20 protein-coding genes and 1 other RNA gene are annotated in these 20,035 nt (G+C 44.7%); 8 read left to right on the forward strand and 13 right to left on the reverse strand.

All coding sequences use genetic code 11. From position 1 onward, the window contains the following. The first annotated feature begins 116 nt into the window (after positions 1-116). The 3 genes from A3762_RS01105 to pdxH all read left to right on the forward strand — a co-directional run bounded on the left by A3762_RS01105 (position 117) and on the right by pdxH (position 2,137). Positions 117-953 carry a DNA-binding domain-containing protein gene (locus A3762_RS01105; RefSeq protein ID WP_068753711.1) on the forward strand — a complete coding sequence of 279 codons (837 nt, stop codon included), beginning with the start codon at positions 117-119 and terminating at the stop codon, positions 951-953. 29 nt (positions 954-982) lie between these two features. Then, positions 983-1,429 (forward strand): DoxX family protein, encoded by a 447-nt coding sequence (locus tag A3762_RS01110; protein WP_068475997.1) that lies wholly within the window; start codon positions 983-985, stop codon positions 1,427-1,429. 69 nt (positions 1,430-1,498) lie between these two features. After that, positions 1,499-2,137 carry a pyridoxamine 5'-phosphate oxidase gene (gene pdxH, locus A3762_RS01115; RefSeq protein WP_068753712.1) on the forward strand — a complete coding sequence of 213 codons (639 nt, stop codon included), beginning with the start codon at positions 1,499-1,501 and terminating at the stop codon, positions 2,135-2,137. On the opposite strand, the gene A3762_RS01120 is transcribed toward pdxH, so the two are convergent. The 3 genes from A3762_RS01120 to A3762_RS01130 all read right to left on the reverse strand — a co-directional run bounded on the left by A3762_RS01120 (position 2,086) and on the right by A3762_RS01130 (position 5,454). Further along, a complete protein-coding gene (locus tag A3762_RS01120; RefSeq protein WP_068753714.1) occupies positions 2,086-2,667 on the reverse strand; it encodes a hypothetical protein in 582 nt (193 codons plus the stop codon). The genes pdxH and A3762_RS01120 overlap by 52 nt on opposite strands. Positions 2,668-2,729: 62 nt before the next feature. Next, positions 2,730-4,901: a DNA helicase II gene (gene uvrD, locus A3762_RS01125; protein WP_068753716.1), complete on the reverse strand. Its 2,172-nt coding sequence runs from the start codon at positions 4,899-4,901 to the stop codon at positions 2,730-2,732. Between the two features lie 181 nt (positions 4,902-5,082). After that, complete coding sequence (locus A3762_RS01130) at positions 5,083-5,454, reverse strand: VOC family protein (protein WP_068753717.1); 372 nt, start codon at positions 5,452-5,454, stop codon at positions 5,083-5,085. 228 nt (positions 5,455-5,682) lie between these two features. Here A3762_RS01130 and A3762_RS01135 point away from each other — a divergent pair, with 228 nt between their 5' ends. Further along, complete coding sequence (locus tag A3762_RS01135; RefSeq protein ID WP_197468919.1) at positions 5,683-8,478, forward strand: EAL domain-containing protein; 2,796 nt, start codon at positions 5,683-5,685, stop codon at positions 8,476-8,478. Positions 8,479-8,483: 5 nt separating this feature from the next. Here the strand turns inward: A3762_RS01135 and A3762_RS01140 are convergent, their stop codons facing one another. Together A3762_RS01140 and A3762_RS01145 are read right to left on the reverse strand one after the other, a co-directional pair. Then, positions 8,484-9,221, reverse strand: coding sequence for a sulfite exporter TauE/SafE family protein (locus A3762_RS01140; RefSeq protein WP_068753719.1), 738 nt, complete (start codon positions 9,219-9,221; stop codon positions 8,484-8,486). Between the two features lie 21 nt (positions 9,222-9,242). Further along, positions 9,243-9,962 carry a pirin family protein gene (locus A3762_RS01145; RefSeq protein ID WP_068475990.1) on the reverse strand — a complete coding sequence of 240 codons (720 nt, stop codon included), beginning with the start codon at positions 9,960-9,962 and terminating at the stop codon, positions 9,243-9,245. A gap of 114 nt (positions 9,963-10,076) precedes the next feature. On the opposite strand from A3762_RS01145, the gene A3762_RS01150 reads away from it, so the two are divergent. Continuing rightward, complete coding sequence (locus A3762_RS01150) at positions 10,077-11,147, forward strand: PQQ-dependent sugar dehydrogenase (RefSeq protein WP_197468920.1); 1,071 nt, start codon at positions 10,077-10,079, stop codon at positions 11,145-11,147. 309 nt (positions 11,148-11,456) lie between these two features. Here the strand turns inward: A3762_RS01150 and ybaK are convergent, their stop codons facing one another. The 4 genes from ybaK to A3762_RS01170 all read right to left on the reverse strand — a co-directional run bounded on the left by ybaK (position 11,457) and on the right by A3762_RS01170 (position 15,147). Next, complete coding sequence (gene ybaK / locus A3762_RS01155) at positions 11,457-11,933, reverse strand: Cys-tRNA(Pro) deacylase (RefSeq protein ID WP_068475989.1); 477 nt, start codon at positions 11,931-11,933, stop codon at positions 11,457-11,459. A gap of 64 nt (positions 11,934-11,997) precedes the next feature. Continuing rightward, entirely contained in the window at positions 11,998-12,525 is a 528-nt protein-coding gene (gene ppa, locus A3762_RS01160) for an inorganic diphosphatase (protein ID WP_068475988.1), read from the reverse strand. Between the two features lie 165 nt (positions 12,526-12,690). Next, a complete protein-coding gene (gene rpiA / locus A3762_RS01165) occupies positions 12,691-13,362 on the reverse strand; it encodes a ribose-5-phosphate isomerase RpiA (RefSeq protein ID WP_068475987.1) in 672 nt (223 codons plus the stop codon). 54 nt (positions 13,363-13,416) lie between these two features. Continuing rightward, complete coding sequence (locus A3762_RS01170) at positions 13,417-15,147, reverse strand: bifunctional diguanylate cyclase/phosphodiesterase (protein WP_068475986.1); 1,731 nt, start codon at positions 15,145-15,147, stop codon at positions 13,417-13,419. 195 nt (positions 15,148-15,342) lie between these two features. Here A3762_RS01170 and ilvA point away from each other — a divergent pair, with 195 nt between their 5' ends. Further along, positions 15,343-16,860 (forward strand): threonine ammonia-lyase, biosynthetic, encoded by a 1,518-nt coding sequence (gene ilvA, locus A3762_RS01175; protein WP_068475985.1) that lies wholly within the window; start codon positions 15,343-15,345, stop codon positions 16,858-16,860. Here ilvA and A3762_RS01180 read toward each other — a convergent pair. From A3762_RS01180 to A3762_RS01195, 4 genes are all read right to left on the reverse strand, one after another. After that, positions 16,839-17,456: a 5-formyltetrahydrofolate cyclo-ligase gene (locus A3762_RS01180; RefSeq protein ID WP_068475984.1), complete on the reverse strand. Its 618-nt coding sequence runs from the start codon at positions 17,454-17,456 to the stop codon at positions 16,839-16,841. The two genes, ilvA and A3762_RS01180, sit on opposite strands and share 22 nt — an antisense overlap. Before the next feature lie 21 nt (positions 17,457-17,477). Further along, a non-coding RNA gene (gene ssrS / locus A3762_RS01185) (6S RNA) lies at positions 17,478-17,656 on the reverse strand. Between the two features lie 72 nt (positions 17,657-17,728). After that, positions 17,729-18,022, reverse strand: a complete 294-nt coding sequence (locus A3762_RS01190) for a cell division protein ZapA (RefSeq protein ID WP_068475983.1) — start codon at positions 18,020-18,022, stop codon at positions 17,729-17,731. Next, entirely contained in the window at positions 18,022-18,228 is a 207-nt protein-coding gene (locus tag A3762_RS01195) for a TIGR02449 family protein (RefSeq protein ID WP_068475982.1), read from the reverse strand. Before A3762_RS01195 ends, A3762_RS01190 begins: the two co-directional genes overlap by 1 nt. A 172-nt stretch (positions 18,229-18,400) precedes the next feature. Between A3762_RS01195 and A3762_RS01200 the strand changes: the two genes are divergently transcribed. Then, positions 18,401-19,006: a UPF0149 family protein gene (locus A3762_RS01200; RefSeq protein WP_068502980.1), complete on the forward strand. Its 606-nt coding sequence runs from the start codon at positions 18,401-18,403 to the stop codon at positions 19,004-19,006. Positions 19,007-19,022: 16 nt separating this feature from the next. Then, positions 19,023-20,035 (forward strand): aminopeptidase P N-terminal domain-containing protein (locus A3762_RS01205; protein WP_068753721.1); only part of this gene is annotated, 1,013 nt, incomplete at its 3' end.

The raw sequence follows: 20,035 nt of genomic DNA on the forward strand, positions 1-20,035 counted from the left end.
TACATTGATTGAATGGGATACAGACATCCCAGAATACTCAGTGTTATTGAAAGAGTTAAGTAAAGCGAGACAGTATTGGGAACAGCATAATCATCACATCAAAGATCGGGCTGATTATGTCGCCTAAACCTGAAAGTAATGCGTTAAATGCATTACAAGATAAGTTTATTCATGGACTCTATCAGGGCGAAATCGCAAACGTAGAAGCCTTGATTTGCGATTCAAATAAACTGTCAGCCACACAGCATTTTGATATTTACCATGGCAGCATGCTCGGTAATTTCACTGCGTCATTACGTGCGGTTTTTCCGAGAGTGTTGGCAGCACTTGGTGATCAGTTTTTTGATGCCTTAGCGCGTCAATATATTAAAAATCACCCATCCAAAACGCCTAGTTTGGATGATTTTGGGGAAGGCTTTCCATGCTTTTGTGAAGGCTTCAAACCCTTGCATGATTATCCATATGTGAGTGATGTCGCTAGTGTCGACTGGTCTTGGCATCAAGCATTTCATAGCTGTGATGTATCGGCAGTTTTTGCGGCTGATCTTCAGAACGTCCTTGGTGTTGATCAAGCCAATATACAACTTGGTCTTCATCCAAGTGTCTCAATCATTCGGTCGGACTTTCCACTCTATAGCTTGTGGCAATTCAACGAACAGGAGAATGCTAGCGTTGATTCAAATAATGGGGCTAGTTTTTCCTTAGATGCTCCCGCAGAGATCGTTATGGTGTGGCGACAAGACTATCAGGTATGCGTGACATCAATTTCTCTGCCTGTTTGTGCGCTTCTTACTGCGTTCGATGAAGGATGTTCTCCTACACAAGCGTTCGAAAGAGCATTCGAGCAGCTTTGGCTAGAACAGAAGATGTATGACTCAGAAGAAGCTTTAGCGGCAGAGCTCAGTGAAGCTTGGAGCTTTCTTCTAAAACAAGGCGCGTTGACGCGTTTATAACGAAACAATTAAGCATAAGGATTTTTATAATGAGCGCTTTTCACTCAGCAACTTCTTTTATCCGTAGTGGTATTTCTCTCGTTAATCATGCGCAAAGTGGTTTAGCTCTCGTATTTCGTTTGGCGATGGCGCAAGTATTTTGGGCTGCAGGGATGACGAAAATCGCATCATGGAGCACGACACTTGATTTATTTGCGTGGGAATATGCGGTACCTCTGATTCCTGCTGTGCCAGCTGCTTATTTGGCAACGGGCGCTGAACTATTGTTTCCCGTGTTGCTTGTTCTCGGATTGGGGACGCGGTTTGCTGCAGGAGGTTTGTTTATCTTGAATGCAGTGGCTGCAATCAGTTACCCAGATATCAGCCCAGCAGGGATTAATGATCATTATTTCTGGGGCGCAGTACTTCTGACCTTATTTTTCTATGGTCCAGGTAAGTTATCTGCCGACTATTTTATCGACCGTAAGCTCTCATAAAACTTGATTTTTAAAGGTTATTGACGCGTAATTCACCTTATCGAAGTATTAGCCGGCTGAGGAGTCGTTGTGGATATTGGTGACTACCGTAGAGAGTACATGAGTGAAGGGATTGATGGAGAAAGCTTACACATTGATCCCGTTCAACAGTTTGAGATTTGGTTTAAGCAGGCGACAGACGCAGGCATTCAAGATTCGAACGCTTTCAGTCTTGCGACGGCAACCGAGCAGGGAATGCCATCTGTTCGAACCGTACTTCTCAAGCTTTTCGATGAACGTGGTTTTGTATTTTTCACGAACTACAACAGCCGCAAAGCCAAAGAAATCAAAGAGAATTCCAAAGCCGCCATGTTATTTCCTTGGCTTCCTCTAAATCGCCAAGTGCGCATTGAAGGGCATGTTGAGAAAATATCGAGCGTCGAGTCATTTAAGTATTTCACGTCACGCCCGCGAGGGAGTCAGATTGGCGCGTGGTGTAGTGATCAAAGTGAAGTCATCGAGTCACGAAGTTTCTTAGAGCAAAAATACCACGAGGCGGCTGAAAAATTCCGTCAAGGAGATATTCCGTTGCCATCATTTTGGGGCGGGTACCGAATAGTCCCTAGTAGTTTTGAATTTTGGCAGGGAAGAGAAAGTCGCCTGCATGATCGTTTGTCTTACTTTAAAACTGCCGAAGGTGATTGGACGATCTCTCGTTTAGCACCTTGATCTTGCATCAGAATATCAATCAGCGCGCGTGTTTCGGATGGCTCACGCGCGGGCTCTGCTTTCAGTGATGCGAGTTCCGCTTCTAAATTCTCTAACTTTTGATGTGTGCTGGCTAATTCTTTTGCGCTTGCGCTGACCATAGAAGAACTGTCTACCATGCGTGCTTGTGTCAGACTAAGTACACGTGTGAGTTTATCTACGTGTGCCTCTGCTGTCTTTACTTGCTGAAAATATGCGCGCTGCTGGCTAATTTGTTCAAAGGCAAGATAACCCGCACCAATGCATGTGATTAACAGTAGCGGCGCGATTAACGAGGTGCGTTGTTGTTTCGCTACGCGACGTTCGTGTTGCTGGGCTTGCTGCACGGCTTCGCGTTGTTTAATGAGCGCTTCACGTTCTTGAATACGCTGCTCGCGTTTCATCAACTCTTTGGCTTTACTTTGATTGGCACGCTCTTGTTCAGCGACTTCTCTTTGAAGTTCTTGAATACGTATTTGAGAGCGCTCTAAAAGTTCAACTTCCGCGTTCATCTACTCGCCTAGATTTTTATTGTTAGATTCTGATTTCAGCCTCTTAACAAGGATTTGTCACCTTAAACCTTGCTAAGTTTCGCGTAGGAAAGCACTAACCATTTATTACCATGCTCTTCAAACATGACTTGGATGCGCGCATGCGGGCCTCGTCCTTCGTAATGAACAACGGTGCCATAACCGAATTTTGGATGAGAGACCAAGTCTCCTAACTGAAATTCAGGTGCGTCTTCAAGGTGACTAATATCAGACAAGCCAGCATTATTTCCACCGAAGGAAACGGGTCGCGATACAGCATTGCGTAGGCGCACTTCTTGAATATTTTCTGAGGGAATTTCGCGTACAAATCTCGAGATTGGATTGAACTTCTCTTCGCCATATAAACGTCGAGATTCTGCATAAGTTAGCACCAACTTTTCTCGTGCTCGAGTAACACCAACGTAGGCTAAGCGGCGTTCTTCCTCAAGCCTGCCTGGCTCCTCCATCGACATACTATGTGGAAACAGGTTTTCTTCCATGCCGGCCATAAATACCAATGGGAATTCCAGTCCTTTCGCGGAGTGTAAAGTCATTAACTGCACGCTGTCTTCATGTTCTGCTGCTTGTTGTTCGCCAGCATCAAGCGCGGCTTGGGCAATGAATTGAGCAAGGATGGGTTGCTCATCATCTTCTGGCTCATAGTCGTGGGTTGAGCCGATCAGTTCTTCTAGGTTTTCTTTACGAGCCTGTCCTTTTTCACCTTTCTCGGAGGCGTGGTAGTCCATCAAACCTGAGTCTTTTACCGCGGTTTCCGTTAAGGTGCTGAGGCTTAGTTCGTGGATTTGGGTCGAGAGTGTCTCGATAAAATCCATAAATTCAGCCAAGCCGGTTTTCGCTTTGCCTTTCAATGCGCCTTGCTCTAAGAGGTAAGCGCATGACTGCCACAAAGAACTCCCTGCTTCTCGTGCTCGTTCACGAACGAGTCCCATGCCTTTTTCGCCTAAGCCTCGTGGCGGTACATTCGCGACACGTTCAAAGGCTGCATCGTCGTGTTGGTAATAACATAAGCGCAAATATGCCATCGCATTGCGAATTTCTTGGCGATCATAGAAACGTAGGCCGCCATAAATACGGTAAGGGATATTGGCGCGTATGAGGGATTCTTCGAGAATGCGTGATTGCGCATTAGAGCGGTATAAGATCGCAGTATCTTGACGAAGATTGCCTTGCTCTACCCAAGCAGCAATGCGGTCTGCAATATAATTGGCTTCGTCTTGTTCGTTAAATCCTGCATACAGGTCGATGAGTTCGCCATCTTTGTCATCTGTCCAAAGTTGTTTGCCTAGCCGACTGCCGTTGTTAGAGATCAAGGCGTTCGCAGCATTAAGTATATTGCCCGTTGAACGATAGTTTTGTTCGAGGCGCACGGTATGCGTATTAGCAAAATCGCTTTCGTATTGGCGAATATTTTCAATTTTTGCGCCGCGCCAGCCATAGATACTTTGATCATCATCGCCAACCACCATGACCGGAATACGGTCTCCAGCGAGTACACGTAGCCAAGCATATTGTACGGTGTTGGTATCTTGGAACTCGTCTACTAGTAAGTAGCTAAAGCGCTCCTGATAATGCGAAAGAAGAGCCGGATGGTTCAGCCAGATTTCATGTGAACGCAACAGTAGCTCACCGAAATCGACGAGACCAGACTGTTGGCATTGCTCTTCATAATCGAGGTACAAACCATGTATTTGCTTGTCGAAAGGATTTTTCGCAGGCGCTAAATGTTTAGCCCGAACCCCTTCGTCTTTTCGGCTATTGATAAAACCTTGTACTTGGCGTGGCGGAATGCGCGCTTCATCGATGCCGCGATCACGCATTAGACGCTTGATGATGCGAAGTTGGTCATCGGAATCAAGAATCTGAAAATTCTCTGGTAATTCGGCTTCTCTGAAATGGGCACGTAAAAAACGATGAGCGATGCCGTGAAACGTCCCAAACCACATGCCTCGGCTCGGAATGTTTAGAAGATCTTCAATACGCCCACGCATCTCTTTGGCTGCTTTATTGGTGAAGGTAACAGCCATAATAGATGTAGGACTAATGCCCTCGATTTGCATCAACCAAGCAATACGATGAACAAGAACACGGGTTTTTCCGCTTCCAGCTCCAGCCAATACGAGTAAGTTTTGCATAGGGGCTGCGACTGCTTCGCGTTGTGCGTCGTTTAAGCCATCAAGTAAATGAGATACGTCCATTAGGGTGCTACTTTGTTTTAACTATTCAGAGGGTCGAGAGTATATCAGGGCTTAACGACGCTTTTGAGCGCAAAATAAAAAGTAGTGGGGTGAGTTGTGTGTTGCTTGTCGTACAGAAAAAGTTTGTGCTTAAGTGAATCCAGCACCGATCGAGATGCTAGATTCAATCGCCAGAATGGGTTTAGCCGAACTCGTAAAAAGCCATTTTATTACCATCTGGATCTTTTACATATGCACCATAGAATGCATCTGGAACACGCTGGCCTGGCTCGCCATCGCAAGTAGCGCCAAGTGAAATCGCTTTTTCGTGAAGTGCTTTTGCATTGTCTTTTGAGCCGGCAGGAAAGGCCATCATCACGCCATTGCCCGGAGCTGGGTCTTGTTCATTAAACGGAATGCAGACACTAATCATTGGTTCTGACATTGATTTTCCGATGAAGGCAATGCGCCCCATATCCATTAAGACTTTGGCGCCGTAGTCACTGAACAAATCTGTGTAAAAAGCTTTTGCTCTGTCCATGTCTGTCACGCCGACAGTTACATATCCGATCATAATATTCTCCTATTCTTGATTGATGAATGCTGGATGAACTTACGCAGATCATTAGATTTCGGTTTTGCCTGTTTGATGAAAAAACGCAGTGTTTTATGCCAAAGAAAATGTGTGCACGTAGAACATAAACAAAGCGAGGAAAGACTTTTGTAATTTCTATCAGGAATCATTCAAGGGGCTTAGTCACATCCACTAAATTCTAGTACCATGGAATCAACCATAATAACCGTGCATATAGTTGTTCTTTCCGTGAAGCTCAGCCAAAAATTTACCCTAGCGTCTATGCCGCAATTAACGATGTTTGAACGCGTTGCATTTTATGCTGCGTGGTTGATCAGCGCTTTCGTTTGGTTATTGCATTTTGAGGCAAGCGCGAGTTCTTCAGTTTCATTGATTTCGAATGTACTTCTTGTCTTGCTTGCGGGCTTTCCTCTAGCGGTCTCTTTTTCTCAATCTGGTCGTTTTGACGCGTTTACGCACATTGAACCGTTTATTCCTGTCGTTATATCGATTGTGTGGTCATTTGGCGTCTTCAACTCGCCAAATCTATCTTCAGATTCGGTAACAGTATTCGTGTTGCTTGCCTTCTTAAATATCTTGCTTGGACGACCCTATGGCTTGCACCTTTGGCTCGGGATAAGCGCTCCCATTTTGGTATCTATGAACTATCTCATGCTGACAGCAGAGCCTTCACTGTCCGCAGCTACAATGACGATGGCAAATGTTTTGTTGATTGGGATGGGAATTCATTTAGGCGTTGTTGATAGAGGGCCTCAGCGTCGCAGCTCTGCGACCAAGAAGGCGAATGCCCAAGAATTAGCGCAATTACGTTATGAAAAAAATCGACTCAATAATGCCTTGATGAATACGGAAAAGGCGCTTGATCAAAAGATTAAGCAACGGACTGCCGAGCTTGAGCGAGCCAACTTACAGCTAAATCAACAAGTAGAACTTCGTAAATCGGTGAGTGATGCCTTGGTCAAAAGCCAGACGCGCTTGACGCAGGCAATCGAGGCTTCAAATCTTGGTTTAATCGACTGGGAGATCGCCGAAGGTCGCTATTATCAGTCGAATTTTCACGAGTTATTTGGCGATAAAGAATTAAGCTCTCAAGAAGTCATCGAGAGCCTTAAACGTATTGTGCATCCTGATGATTATCAAACACTGCGCGATACGCTGAATGATGCCTTGCAAGGTAATACGGTTGATTACCAAGTTCAATTTCGTGTGTGTGAAGAGCGCGATTGGCACTGGATGGAAGAGTCTGGTCGTGTCGTAGAGTTAGACGATGATAGGCATGCGCGTCGAATAATGGGCACACGTCGAGATATTCAGCACGAAGTACAGCGCAACGAAGAAGTCCGTTTAGCTAAGTCTGTGTTTGATCATACCTCTGAAGGAGTATTTGTTTTAGATCATCAACAGCGCTTTTTATCGGTGAATACCGCATATACCAAGATCACAGGCAATGAGTTAGACACGATCTTGGGGCAAGCCTTGTTAGATGTGAGTGAGACACCACAAGCGACTCAAGTATACAAACAAGTATTTGAGACCTTGCATGAGAAGGGGCAGTGGCAAGGTGAGTTATTGGAGCGCCGCCGTCACGGGGATTATTTTTCACAATGGACTCAGATCAACGTTATTCGAGATGAACGTGGAGGCATTAAATACTATGCCGGCTTGATCAGTAACATGAGCGATCATAAAGAGGTTGATGAGAAACTCGATTACTTACTGAATTATGATTCTCTAACCCGTTTGGCCAATCGAACGCAATTTCAGAATCAATTACATCGCGCTTTAGTGCGCTATCAAACCGATGATTTACCTTTCGCTTTGGTTGTCTTGGATATTGATCGCTTCAAGCATGTGAATAATAGCTTTGGTTACGAAGCGTCTGATCGATTGCTGCAGCTCGTGGCAGAACGTTTAAGTAACAGCATTCAACGGGTTGATGTATTAGCGCGAATTGGTGGTAATGAGTTTGCCTGTATTGTGGCTTGTAGCCCGACTTTCCAAGTCAGAAAGTTTGCCGAGCGTTTATTCCATAGCCTAACGGAAAAACCGTATCGTTTAGGTGAGCATGAGCTGGTCTTATCTTGCAGTGTCGGGATCGCCATGCTGCCTGAGCATACTAACGATATTGAGACACTTAGACGTTTCGGTGCGTTAGCCGTGCAGAAAGCGAAATATCATGGCGGCAACCAAATACAAATGTTTGATGAGAGCTTGAAGACCTTCTCGCGAGAGCGATTAGAGATCGAAAAAGAGCTGCGTTCGGCATTGATGAATGATGAACTTGAAGTGCATTACCAACCCAAGCTTGATTTGAAAGAAGGTTTGATACTGTCTTATGAGGCCTTAATTCGCTGGCGACATCCTGAGAGAGGCTTGGTTTCTCCACAAGAGTTTGTGGAGATCGCAGAAGAAAACGGCCTGATTTCAGATTTAGGTGCGTTTGTTTTATATGCGGCTTGTCAGCAAACTAAAGCGTGGCAAGATCAAGGGTTTGGCGATCTCAGCGTGTCGGTTAACCTTTCACCTCGTCAATTATTAGAGCCTCATTTGAAGAGCATTATTATTGAGAGTATTGCCGAGTCTGGCCTTGATCCTCAATATCTTGAGCTGGAACTGACTGAGTCAGCTTTGAAAGAGGATATTCAGGGGGTGAGTGAACGACTTTCTGATTTGCGCGATATCGGTATTAAAGTATCGGTTGATGACTTTGGAACGGGCTATTCTTCTTTGAGTTATCTGCGCCACTTACCGGTCGATACCTTGAAGATTGATCGAGAGTTCATCACCAACATTGAGTTATCCAAAGAACAGCAAGCCATTACAAAGGCGATTGTGGTGCTAGGTTCATCGCTTGATCTAAAAGTAGTTGCCGAAGGTGCAGAAAACGAAGCACAGCTCGATCTTTTACGTGAGTTAGGCTGTGATTATGTGCAGGGCTACTATGTGTCGAAGCCTCTTGGAAAAGAGGCCATGCAAGTGCTTCTGCAACAGCAGAGCCAGTAATCTATTCAGATTGCTTTAGCGATCAGTCCGATACCAGAAAGCAATAACAAAGCACGACAAGCCTGCATAAATGTTTGTTCTGATAATCGTTGCTGAATACCTTTCCCAAGCCAAACTCCGAACAATGCAATCGGGAATAGTAATGCGCTGATCATGAATGACTCTTTGCTCCATTGCTCGTTCAACGTGTATGGGATGAGTTTCACGACATTCATGATCGCAAAGAATGCCGCAGCAGTAGCAAGCCAGGGCAATTTTTCCAATCGTCGCGATATGAAATAAATATTGATGGGAGGTCCGCCCGCATGCACAAGGGTGCTGGTGAGACCAGATGTGGTAGACCAAAACCAACTAGCTCGGGTTAATTTAGCGAAAATCGTTTGTAGGGATGCCCAGGTAGCAAACACAATCGATAATACGCCTAAACCAATCAGCAGCCATCGCTCAGGTAGACTCCCCATTGATAAGCCTCCAAGCAGTATCCCGATGAATGCACCTGGTAACAGTCGTTTGAGTTCGTTCCAATTAATATGTGAGCAGTAATAACGAAGTGTTTTGGCGTCCATTAATAGAAGTAAGGGCAGCGTAATTGCGGTTGCCTCTAGAACCCCTACTTTTAGACTCAGTAATGGAACGGCTACGACACCCGCTCCACCAGCGAATCCGGATTTAGAAATACCCGTTAAAACAAGGCCGATCATAGCGATCAGCCAAAAAATGGGGTCTTGCACTAAGTTCGTCATAGAGACTGTCCGTTGATGTACTTAAGGTAAGTCAAACCATAATGCCTCTAGTGGTGTTGATCTCGTACTCACTTGAATGGTCGACGTTCCTTCAAGTAATCCGCCTAATGCATCGGCATGATTAAGCTCAAGATCATCGTGTTCTGAGATGCTTGTGCCTTGGATATTGGCTTGCCCTTTAATGACATGAAGATAGGCGTTTTCACCTCGTGTTGCGAGCTCAATGGATTCGTTTTCTTCCAATCTTAAACGGTAGATACGCGCATTTTGATTTATGAATAAGGAATCTCCTTCGCGATCTGGCGTGACCAACGCAGTGAGTTGTCCTTGTTGCTCAATTGCACGTTGCTCATAATCTGGCGCAATGTTCTGCACATTTGGTTGAATCCAAATCTGTAAAAACTTCAGTGCTGAATCATTCGAAGCATTGAATTCTGAATGTTTAACGCCAGTACCTGCGCTCATGCGTTGAACTTCGCCAGCAGGGATAGTGTAGTCATTACCTGTGCTGTCTTTATGTGCGATTTCACCTTCAAGAATATACGAAATGATTTCCATGTTTTGATGCCCATGAGTATCAAAACCCATGTTTGGCGCCACAGTGTCATCATTGATCACCCGCAGAGCAGAAATGCCCATATGTGCGGGGTCATAGTAGTGCCCAAAAGAGAAGCTATGTTTGCTGTCTAGCCAGCCAACATTTGCATGGCCTCTGTCTTCGTTACGGCGTAGGTAGTTCATATGTTTCTCCTTACTATTATTCGAACTGTTATTCGATGGTTTCGGCTTTCAATCCAACCGAGAATGGCTCTAGTATATGAACCATCTTTTGGCTGAAAGACCGGAACTTATGCAATGAAATGTTCAAAAAAATTGCACAATCTAATGTGTATGGTGGTCGCGTGTTGCTGTATTCCAATGTCTGTTGCGAGTGAGTCGCGAATAGAACTTATTGCGAAAGGCTTCGAATTACCCTGGTCAATGGAATTTTTAGATGAGACAACACTGCTTGTTTCAGAACGGGCCGGGGCCATAAAAGTGCTTTCTTTGAAAGACAAAGGCCAAACATCGCTTAGAAATGTTTGGCCAGTGGCCTTTGGCGGGCAGGGCGGATTGTTAGATCTTGCTATCCATCCCGACTATCCAGAGGAACCGTGGATTTATGCCAGTTATAGCAAAGCACATTCTAATGGCACCTCAACAGCTTTAGCCCGTTTTCAGTTGACAGATGGCGCTATTACGCAACATGAAGAGTTGTTTGTGAGCAATGCTATTTCTTCTGGTGGTCGCCACTTTGGCAGCCGCATCGCATTTGATGATCAGGGCTATTTATTTCTCACCTCAGGGGATCGTGGAGAGCGAGATTGGGCGCAAGATTTGTCGAATCATGCAGGTACAGTGATTCGTTTACATGCTGATGGTCGAGTGCCTGCAGACAATCCATTCGTCGATCAAGCAGGCGCACAAGCTGAAATATGGTCGTATGGGCATCGCAACGCTCAGGGCATTGTGTTCGATCAAGATCGTGGAATTCTCTGGATTATCGAACATGGACCGCGTGGTGGTGATGAAATTAATCGTGTTGAGCGCGCTAAAAATTATGGCTGGCCTGTGATCTCTTATGGAAAAGAGTATTGGGGGCCAATAGCTGTAGGAGAAGGCACGCATAAACAAGGCATGGAACAGCCTATCAAATATTATGACCCTTCCATTGCTCCAAGCAGCCTTATGCTGCACAAGGGAGACTTATATGCAGGTGCGTTAAAGCTAAGGCATCTCAATTATGTAGCTTTAGATGGGGTAGGCCATGTTGTTTCAGAAGAGCGCCTATTCGAGTCACTAAATGAGCGCATACGAGATGTGGTTGAAGGACCAGATAACAGCGTTTACTTTCTTACTGATCAAGGGAACTTATATCGATTCTAATACTCATAGTTTCTTTGATGGGTCCCATCGATTTTTTAGAGGTATATATTTCATCCACTAGATGATGGTTTCCGTAAAGTGTCTGGGAGGTAAATAATGCCTCCTATCTTCAATAACACGGGAAATAGTCGAGGTATTTTATGAGACGACGTGTTCAAAAACAGCGCAAGCAGCGCGTGAGACGGCAACGAATAGCCGTTAGACCTTCCGTCCTTAGTTGATTAAGGACGGACATCCTTCCTTTTAAATCCCTTTTCTTTTTTACAAACAATTGTGCTTCGTTGACTATTCACTTAATTACGCAATAAGTCACGAGTCTTCATTCACGATATTTGCCGAAATAGCTTGGCAGATAGGAATCAGATCTTGTGGTGCGACTTCTATATCTAAGCCACGTTTACCCCCGCTGACCAACATAGTTTCTAGATCAGAAGCTGAAGCATCAACAAGGGTTGGCAGTCGTTTCTTTTGAGCAAATGGGCTGACGCCACCTTTGATATAGCCAGTTGATCTCTCTGCTTTTTGAATATCGGCCATAGAGGCTTTTTTAGATTTAAGTGCTTTCGCAGCGCTCTTAAGATTGAGTGTTTTGTCGACAGGTAAAATAGCGCAGGCAAGCTTTCCTTTATCTAATTCGATCACCAGTGTTTTAAATACGATCTCAGGGGCTAGGCCAAGTTTGTCAGCGGCTTCCATTCCGTAAGCGCCGAAATTCGGATCATGATCATAGGGGTGAACGGTGTGAGCAATTTTGAGCTTGTTCAAAAGTTGGATGGCGGGAGTCATCTAATTTTCCTAGCACTTAAAAACAAAAAAGGGCCCGTAGGCCCTTTCTATTATCAATGTTTGCTTACTTTTTGAAAGCTGCCACTGATTTCTCGATTGAAGCGCGTGCAGCGTCTGCATTTTCCCAACCGATCACTTTTACCCACTTACCTTTTTCAAGATCTTTATAGTTCTCGAAGAAGTGTTGAATTTGGTCTTTCAACAATTGTGGAAGGTCGTCAACGTCTTTAACGTCTTGGTAAATAGTGCTCAGCTTGTCATGAGGAACAGCAACAAGTTTCTCATCACCACCTGCTTCGTCTTCCATATTTAGCATGCCAACAGGACGACAACGAATGATAGAACCTGGCATTACTGGATATGGTGTAATGACCAATACGTCCAATGGGTCACCGTCATCTGCAAGCGTATTTGGGATAAAACCATAGTTTGCAGGGTAGAACATTGGTGTTGCCATGAAACGGTCAACAAGAACCGCGCCCATGTCTTTGTCGATTTCGTATTTGATTGGATCTGCATTAGCAGGAATTTCAATCGCAACGTAGATGTCATTTGGCAGGTCTTTACCTGCTGGGATATTGTCAAAGTTCATTTCAAATTCCTAAAAAAAGCGCTAAAAAATTTAGGCGGCGATTATACGTACAATCTGCTGTGAAACCAAGAGATACAAGGCGTCTAGGCAACTCCTTAGTGTAAGTAGAAAGACCTTGGAAAGATATTCGTGTCTTTCGTCCTTGGTTTTTGCATTTGGCTTAAGTTAAACAGTCACTTTCTTCACGCCATCTGAGGTACCAACAAGCAAGATATCTGCAGGACGCACAGCGAATAAACCGTTGGTGACGACACCCGTTAATTGATTGATCTTTTCTTCAATAGCGATGGGTGATTGGATTTTCATATTGTGCACATCAAGGATGACGTTGCCGTTGTCGGTAACAAATCCTTCTCGCCAAACTGGATCGCCACCTAACTTGACCAGTTCACGCGCAACATAGCTGCGAGCCATTGGGATAACTTCAACAGGCAGTGGGAATTGGCCAAGCAAGTCAACTTGTTTTGTGTCGTCAACGATACAGATAAACTGTTTCGCTACAGCGGCCACGATCTTCTCTCGCGTGAGCGCGCCACCGCCACCTTTCACTAACTCTAAACGGTCGTTACATTCGTCGGCACCATCAATGTAAAAGTCGAGTGATTGCACGCCATTAAGTTCATAGACAGGGATTCCATGCGCCTTAAGACGTTCCGCACTCGCTTCACTGCTGGCAACAGTGCCATCAAATGTATGTTTAATGCTAGCGAGATGGTCGATGAAAAAGTTCGCAGTTGAACCTGTTCCGATACCGATAATGCTATCGCTATCGAGCTTATCTTTTATGAGGTTTAATGCCTCAAGCGCGACAGCACTTTTTAATTCGTCTTGCGTCATGTCAGAGTCCAATCAATGAAATTTTGGTGAAGTATAGGGCGCATGAAAACTGAATTAAAGCAAAGCTTCTATGTCTTTTGCGGGCAAAGGCTTACTCAGTAAAAAGCCTTGCATCGCATCGCAGCCGTTATCCATCAGAAAATGCTGCTGGGCTATAGTTTCAACACCTTCTGCTACAACTTTGAGGCCGAGGCTGTGCGACAAACCAATAATGGCCTTAGTGATCGATTGATTTTTTTTGTCATCAATAATATTGCTGACAAAGCTTCGATCAATTTTCAATGCATCGAGGGGGAGTGCGCTTAAGTATGATAAAGACGAATATCCTGTACCGAAGTCGTCGACTGATACTTTAATCCCTAGATTTTGGAGTTGTGTAAATATGTCTGCACAACGCTCTGGATCCGACATAACAGCTGTTTCTGTCAGCTCTAGTTCGAGACATTGGGGAGAAATTTGACTCGTTTCGAGTGCTGATTCAAGTGAAGAAATGAATCCGTCATAGGCGAGTTGACGACTTGAAACGTTGACGCTGATGGTAACGGAAGGATCAAGTCCGCATTGCTCTTGCCAATATTTTAATTGAGCACAAGCATCATTCATGACCCATACACCTAAGTCATTGATTAAGCCACTTTCTTCTGCGATAGAAATAAATAATATTGGGCTAATCATTGTGCCTTCTAATTCCCAGCGAAGCAGTGCTTCAAACCCAATGATTTCTTTACCGGCAGGGCCGTATTGCGGCTGATAGTATGTCATCAGTTGTTTGTTTTCGATGGCATGCTTGAGTTTTGCACCAAGTTCAATGCGCATCATTGCTTCTTCTTCTAATTCTTGAGAAAAGTAAGCGAATTGATTACGTCCTTTATTTTTCGCCAAGTACATCGCTGCATCGGCATTTTTCAAGAGTACGTTCGCGCTATTTTGTGTGCCATCGTACATCGCGATACCGATACTTGCTGCCGCGAAAATTTCATGTTTTTGTACAAAATGTGGTGCTGCCAATGCATCAATAATGCGGTTCGCGACAGTACTGGTATCTGCACTGGAATTTACATCAGTAAGCACTATACAAAACTCATCGCCGCCAAGCCGTGCCACATAATCGATGTCGCGTACACAGCCTTTTAATCGCAGCGCGGTACTACGCAAAAGTAAGTCTCCAACAGAGTGCCCGTATGAATCGTTGACGACCTTGAAGTGGTCAAGGTCAAGAAACATGACGGCGATAGAGCGGCTCTTTCGCTTACTTGTTGAGACGAGTCGAGCAAGGATGTTGGTGATTTGCTCACGATTAAATAAGCCGGTTAATTGATCGTGCTGCGCGTAATCTTGTAAGCGTTTAAATGCTGTTTTTAGGTCTCTTTGTTGTTCTTCGATCACGCGACGTTGGCTATCTAGCTGAAGAAATACGCGTGTCTTAGATTTGATGATCTCGGGCTCGACAGGTTTCTTCAGTATGTCGACAACGCCGCTTTTATAACTCCGTAAGATATCTTCATCATCATTTTTTAGCGCGGTGATAAAGATGATTGGGACATAACGACAACGAGGGCGTGCGTGAATTTCTTTAGCAAAGTCATAGCCCAATATGTCAGGCATCATGATGTCTAGATAGATCAACGCGATATCATGCCTGTGTAAAATAGAGCGAGCTTCTTGCGCATTACTCGCCAGAAACACGCGAGCCCCGCATTCCTCAAGCGCTGATTCCATTAAGGTTAAGCTAACAGGTGAATCATCAATGACTAATATCTTCTGTTTAGACTTATGTTTTGCCACAGCCACATCCTTGCAAATTAAACTCCACTAAACACGAATAGATAGATCGTTTACTGCTAATCTGATATCTGTTCAACAAGTATTAATAGCAGAGGAATACCTGTTTAGCCACTCGTTTCAGCGCGCAAATTTAGTTACTATTACGAATCTTTATGCCCCATAGAATCTGGGCTTGGTTAGGTTTGTAAGTGAGTTATGTTAAATAAATATATAAAGAAAATTTTGGATGCGCGCGTTTACGATGTCGCGATTGAGTCTCCGCTCACTCATGCCCGCAGTTTATCGCAGCGCTTGGGCAATCAAGTGCACTTAAAACGAGAAGATTTACAACCAGTATTCTCTTTTAAATTGCGCGGCGCTTATAACCGAGTTCGCCAGCTTAGTGACGAAGATAAGGCCAAAGGTGTGATTGCAGCGTCTGCCGGAAATCATGCACAGGGCTTAGCGCTGGCAGCTAAAACTTTGGGCATTAAAGCGACTATCGTCATGCCTAAAACAACACCTGAGATCAAAGTGAGTTCTGTCCGAGCTAGAGGTGCAAAAGTTGTTTTAGTGGGTGATACCTTCGATGAAGCCTCTGCTTATGCTCAAGAGCAAGTTGCTGAAAAAGGTTTAGTGTATATTCCGCCTTACGACGACGAGGACGTTATTGCTGGCCAAGGCACGGTTGCGATGGAGTTGTTAAAGCAGCATCCTGATAAGGCACATGCGGTTTTTATTCCGTGCGGTGGCGGCGGCTTAATCGCAGGCATGGCAGCGTATATCAAGTACCTTCGCCCTGATATCAAAGTGATTGGCGTTGAGCCCGAAGATGCGGCATGTTTGCAAGCGGCAATGAAGTCGGGCAAGCGTGTCGTGTTAGATCAAGTTGGCATTTTTGCCGATGGTGTCGCGGTTCGACAAATAGGCAAGCTTCCTTGGGATGTCTGTAAAGATCATGTTGATGATGTGATTACGGTGACGACCGACGAAATATGTGCAGCGATTAAAGATATTTTTGATGACACGCGTGGCATTGCGGAACCGGCTGGTGCAATTGGTGTCGCTGGGTTGAAAAAGTATGTAGAGCAGACCAATGTTGAGGGCGAGAACCTTTTGACGGTTGTCTCTGGCGCAAACATGAACTTCGATCGCATGCGATATATTTCAGAACGTACTGAAATTGGCGAGAAGCGCGAAGCGATTTTAGCGGTCACTCTTCCTGAGAAACCGGGTAGCTATAAGAAGTTTATTAAGGCACTGCATCGTCGGAATATTACGGAGTTTAACTACCGATATACTGATGGCTCTGATGCTCAAATTTTTGTTGGTGTGCAAACTTCAGGGGTTGAAGGCGAACGGGTACAGCTTGTTGAGGGGCTTGAGGAACAAGGTTATCCAGTGATGGATTTAACCGATAATGAAGTCGCTAAACTGCATGTGCGACATATGGTCGGTGGCCCATCTAACGCCGAAAATGAGCAAGTATTTCGTTTTCAGTTTCCTGAGCGCCCTGGCGCTTTGATGAAATTTTTGACCTCGCTTGGTAGCAAATGGAATATCTCAATGTTTCATTACCGCAACCACGGAGCGGCATATAGTCGTGTCTTTATGGGGGTGCAGGTCAGTGAAGAAGAGAAGCCAACGTTTTTAGCGATGCTAGATGAAATTGGTTTTCCGTATTGGGATGAGAGTGATAATCCTGCCTATCTTCAGTTCTTGCGCGCGAAATAGGTATGTAGCTCGGTAGTGACACTATCAAGCCGCACATCCCACGCTTGGGTTTCGATGTGTGGCAGTTTTTGTAGCTCAAACGCTAGACCGAGCAGATAAGGAGGGCGCCATGATGCGCCCTTTTTTGTTTTAAACTCAAAATGGCGGTCGTAATATCCGCCCCCCATTCCCAAGCGCGCGCAGTCTTTATCGAACCCCACTAAGGGGCACAATACGAGTGATAAACATCTCGCGGGTATGCGCTTACGAATACTCATTGCTGGTTCGGGCATATTAAATTTATTGCTGACTAATTTGTCGTCAGTTTGATACTCGATGAAGACCATTTCGTTTGAACGAAAGCGATCTAACACAGGTAAATAGACTTTTTTGTTTAATGCAAAACACGCTTGAATGAGGAACTGGGTATCGACTTCACCTTTGTCAGATAGATATAAGCCTACGTGTTGGGCTGCAATAAATTTGGGATTAGCAATGATTTTCTTCGTGATAGCGAGGCTTTTTCGCCGCCGACTACTTTCAGGCAAAGCACGACGTTCTTGACGAATTCTTCGTCGTTGTTCATGAGGTGAAAGTAGAGAGGATGTGTCGCTCATTATATTGAGTTATTTAAAGTAGTGTGCCCGAAATGCCGCTGCCTGATAGGACCTTGAACCGAAAAGGTTCAAGGTGGCTAGCACATGATATGAATTAGGCTTTCCCGTCGATGGGGACCTGCACACATCATACAACATACTTGCCTGGTACTAAGTATCGGCTCGAGGACTTATCTAGCTGGCAAACATTCCAGAACACATAGCAAGTATATGTATTTACTTAACTGTTTGCATTCAGCATTACTAAAAAAAACAAAAAATTAAAGTTGAAACTAGCGAGCGTCTTTCGCACCGAGCATGCGATCCATTTGTGCTTCAAGCTTTGATAATTTCTTTTGATCACCAAAAGTGTTCTCAGAGCTTTGCATTAACTCGTAGGTAAGATTCAAAGCAGCCATTACGGCAATACGTTCACTGCCAAAAATCTTTCCAGAATTACGTATTTCACGCATTTTGCTGTCGAGCTGCACTGAAGCTTCACGAAGTTCTTTTTGTTTGTCTGCTGGGCAGGCGACGAGATACTCTTTGTCCAGAATCTTTACTTCAAGCGTATTCTGCTCAGACATTAATTTTGCTCCAAAGCACGTAGGCGACCGATCATGCCTTCTATCTTAGATTTTGCGAGTTCGTTTTTTTGTAGTAGTTGAGTACGTTCGTTATGAAGCTCTTCTTGTGACTGCTGTAAGCGAGCATTGTCTTCTTCAAGGCGCTGACAGTAGGCAAGTAATTGCTCAACTTTGTCTGAGAATCGGCTGATAGACGAGTTGTCCATGACTGCTTTCCTTAGTGATGACCTAGAGCGAAATGAAAGAGCATCTAAGATAGTCGGTGTTTCGTATTACTACGACTATAATTTGGCTCCGCCTTAGGGTCAATAAGGCTAACACCACGGGGTGAATCAGTCGTATAATTTCCCTTAAAATTTTTGCACCAACGGAGTCTCTATGAGTGATGAGATGCAATTAGAGAGCGATTTTGAATGGCTCGCCAATGTCTATAACTTAAACGGTGCGATTAACCACCCGAGTGAGTTACATGGGATTGTTATGGGACAGCTTGCCGGAAAGAGTAAGCTTCAAGACGAAATTTGGCTTGGCCTGTGTCTAGAGCACATGGGTATCGAAGAGTTCAACGTAGATAAGCAACCGAATGTCCAATCGGACCTTTGTAATTTTTACCATCAAACAGTGGAAAAAGTAGACGCCGATTCAAGCGAGTTTCAGATATGTATGCCTGATGACAGCTACTCTTTATCTGAGCGTGGGGAATCTTTAGGTGCTTGGGTTTCTGGATTTTTGGAAGGAATCGCTGTTGCGCAAGCGCAAGGTTTAACCAATCTTGACCAAGATCTAAAAGAAATACTGAGTGACTTGGTAGAAATTAGTCAGCTTGATGCACGTTTGGATAGCTCCGAAACCAGCGAGCGTGATTTTTTTGAGGTGTGTGAATACGTCCGTATCGGGGTATTGAATTTATATGCTGAGTTCAATGAGCCTGAACCGCCAGCAGACACACTAGAAACAAACGAACCATCTCCGACTTTGCACTAGTAATTAGATAGCCTTCATGAGTATTCCTATTTCAGAATATGCCGAGCGCCGCAATGCGCTCGCTGAACACATGGGCGATAACGCGATTGCGATATTGCCCTCAGCCAAGCTGTTAACTCGAAACAATGACGCAGAATTTCCGTTTCGACAAGATAGTGATTTCTATTACCTCACTGGGTTTAATGAACCTGATGCTGTGCTAGCTCTTATTCCCGGGCGAGAACATGGTGAAGCTGTGTTGTTCTGCCGTGAAAGAGATCCAACAAAGGAAATGTGGGATGGCAAAATTCTTGGGCCAGATCGTGCGTTGGAAGAGCTTGGTGTGGACGATGCATTTCCGATCAGTGATATCGACGATATTTTGCCGGGGCTTATTGAAGGCCGAGACAAGGTCTTTTACGCCTTAGGTCGCGATGCTCAGTTTGATGCGCAAATGATGGAATGGGTGAATACCATTCGCAGCAAGGTTCGCAGCGGAGCGCATCCTCCTGGCGAATTTGTTGCACTTGAATATCCATTGCATGAATTGCGTTTATTTAAGAGTGAAGCCGAGATAGAGACAATGCGACGAGCGGCTCAAATTAGCGCGCAGGCTCATGTGCAGGCCATGCGAACGAGTAAAGCTGGCTTGTATGAATACTCTTTAGAAGCTGAATTGTTACATCAATTTGTACGTGAAGGAGCGCGCTTTCCTGCTTATTCTTCGATCGTTGGAAGCGGAGATAACGCCTGCATTCTGCATTATATTGATAATAACGAAGAACTCCACGATGGTGATTTAGTTCTGATTGATGCTGGCTGTGAACTCGATTGTTATGCATCGGATATTACGCGTACTTTTCCCGTAAACGGAAAGTTCAGCAAAGAGCAGACAGAGATTTATCAAATTGTTTTAGATGCCCAAGAAGCCGCGATTGCTCAAGTGAAGCCAGATAATCACTGGAATCATCCACATGAAGCCGCCGTTGAGGTTATTGTTGATGGCTTGATCAAACTTGGGTTGCTTGAAGGTTCTCGTGAAGACAATAT

The organism is Oleiphilus sp. HI0125, assembly GCF_001635355.1.

Excerpts from the sequence above, each read along its gene's own strand:
- A3762_RS01105 (WP_068753711.1), top strand. The coding sequence starts at position 117 with ATGTCGCCTAAACCTGAAAGTAATGCGTTAAATGCATTACAAGATAAG.
- A3762_RS01110 (WP_068475997.1), top strand. The coding sequence starts at position 983 with ATGAGCGCTTTTCACTCAGCAACTTCTTTTATCCGTAGTGGTATTTCT.
- A3762_RS01120 (WP_068753714.1), bottom strand. The coding sequence starts at position 2,667 with ATGAACGCGGAAGTTGAACTTTTAGAGCGCTCTCAAATACGTATTCAA.
- uvrD (WP_068753716.1), bottom strand. The coding sequence starts at position 4,901 with ATGGACGTATCTCATTTACTTGATGGCTTAAACGACGCACAACGCGAA.
- A3762_RS01130 (WP_068753717.1), bottom strand. The coding sequence starts at position 5,454 with ATGATCGGATATGTAACTGTCGGCGTGACAGACATGGACAGAGCAAAA.
- A3762_RS01140 (WP_068753719.1), bottom strand. The coding sequence starts at position 9,221 with ATGACGAACTTAGTGCAAGACCCCATTTTTTGGCTGATCGCTATGATC.
- A3762_RS01145 (WP_068475990.1), bottom strand. The coding sequence starts at position 9,962 with ATGAACTACCTACGCCGTAACGAAGACAGAGGCCATGCAAATGTTGGC.
- A3762_RS01150 (WP_197468920.1), top strand. The coding sequence starts at position 10,077 with ATGAAATGTTCAAAAAAATTGCACAATCTAATGTGTATGGTGGTCGCG.
- ybaK (WP_068475989.1), bottom strand. The coding sequence starts at position 11,933 with ATGACTCCCGCCATCCAACTTTTGAACAAGCTCAAAATTGCTCACACC.
- ppa (WP_068475988.1), bottom strand. The coding sequence starts at position 12,525 with ATGAACTTTGACAATATCCCAGCAGGTAAAGACCTGCCAAATGACATC.
- rpiA (WP_068475987.1), bottom strand. The coding sequence starts at position 13,362 with ATGACGCAAGACGAATTAAAAAGTGCTGTCGCGCTTGAGGCATTAAAC.
- ilvA (WP_068475985.1), top strand. The coding sequence starts at position 15,343 with ATGTTAAATAAATATATAAAGAAAATTTTGGATGCGCGCGTTTACGAT.
- A3762_RS01180 (WP_068475984.1), bottom strand. The coding sequence starts at position 17,456 with ATGAGCGACACATCCTCTCTACTTTCACCTCATGAACAACGACGAAGA.
- A3762_RS01190 (WP_068475983.1), bottom strand. The coding sequence starts at position 18,022 with ATGTCTGAGCAGAATACGCTTGAAGTAAAGATTCTGGACAAAGAGTAT.
- A3762_RS01195 (WP_068475982.1), bottom strand. The coding sequence starts at position 18,228 with ATGGACAACTCGTCTATCAGCCGATTCTCAGACAAAGTTGAGCAATTA.
- A3762_RS01200 (WP_068502980.1), top strand. The coding sequence starts at position 18,401 with ATGAGTGATGAGATGCAATTAGAGAGCGATTTTGAATGGCTCGCCAAT.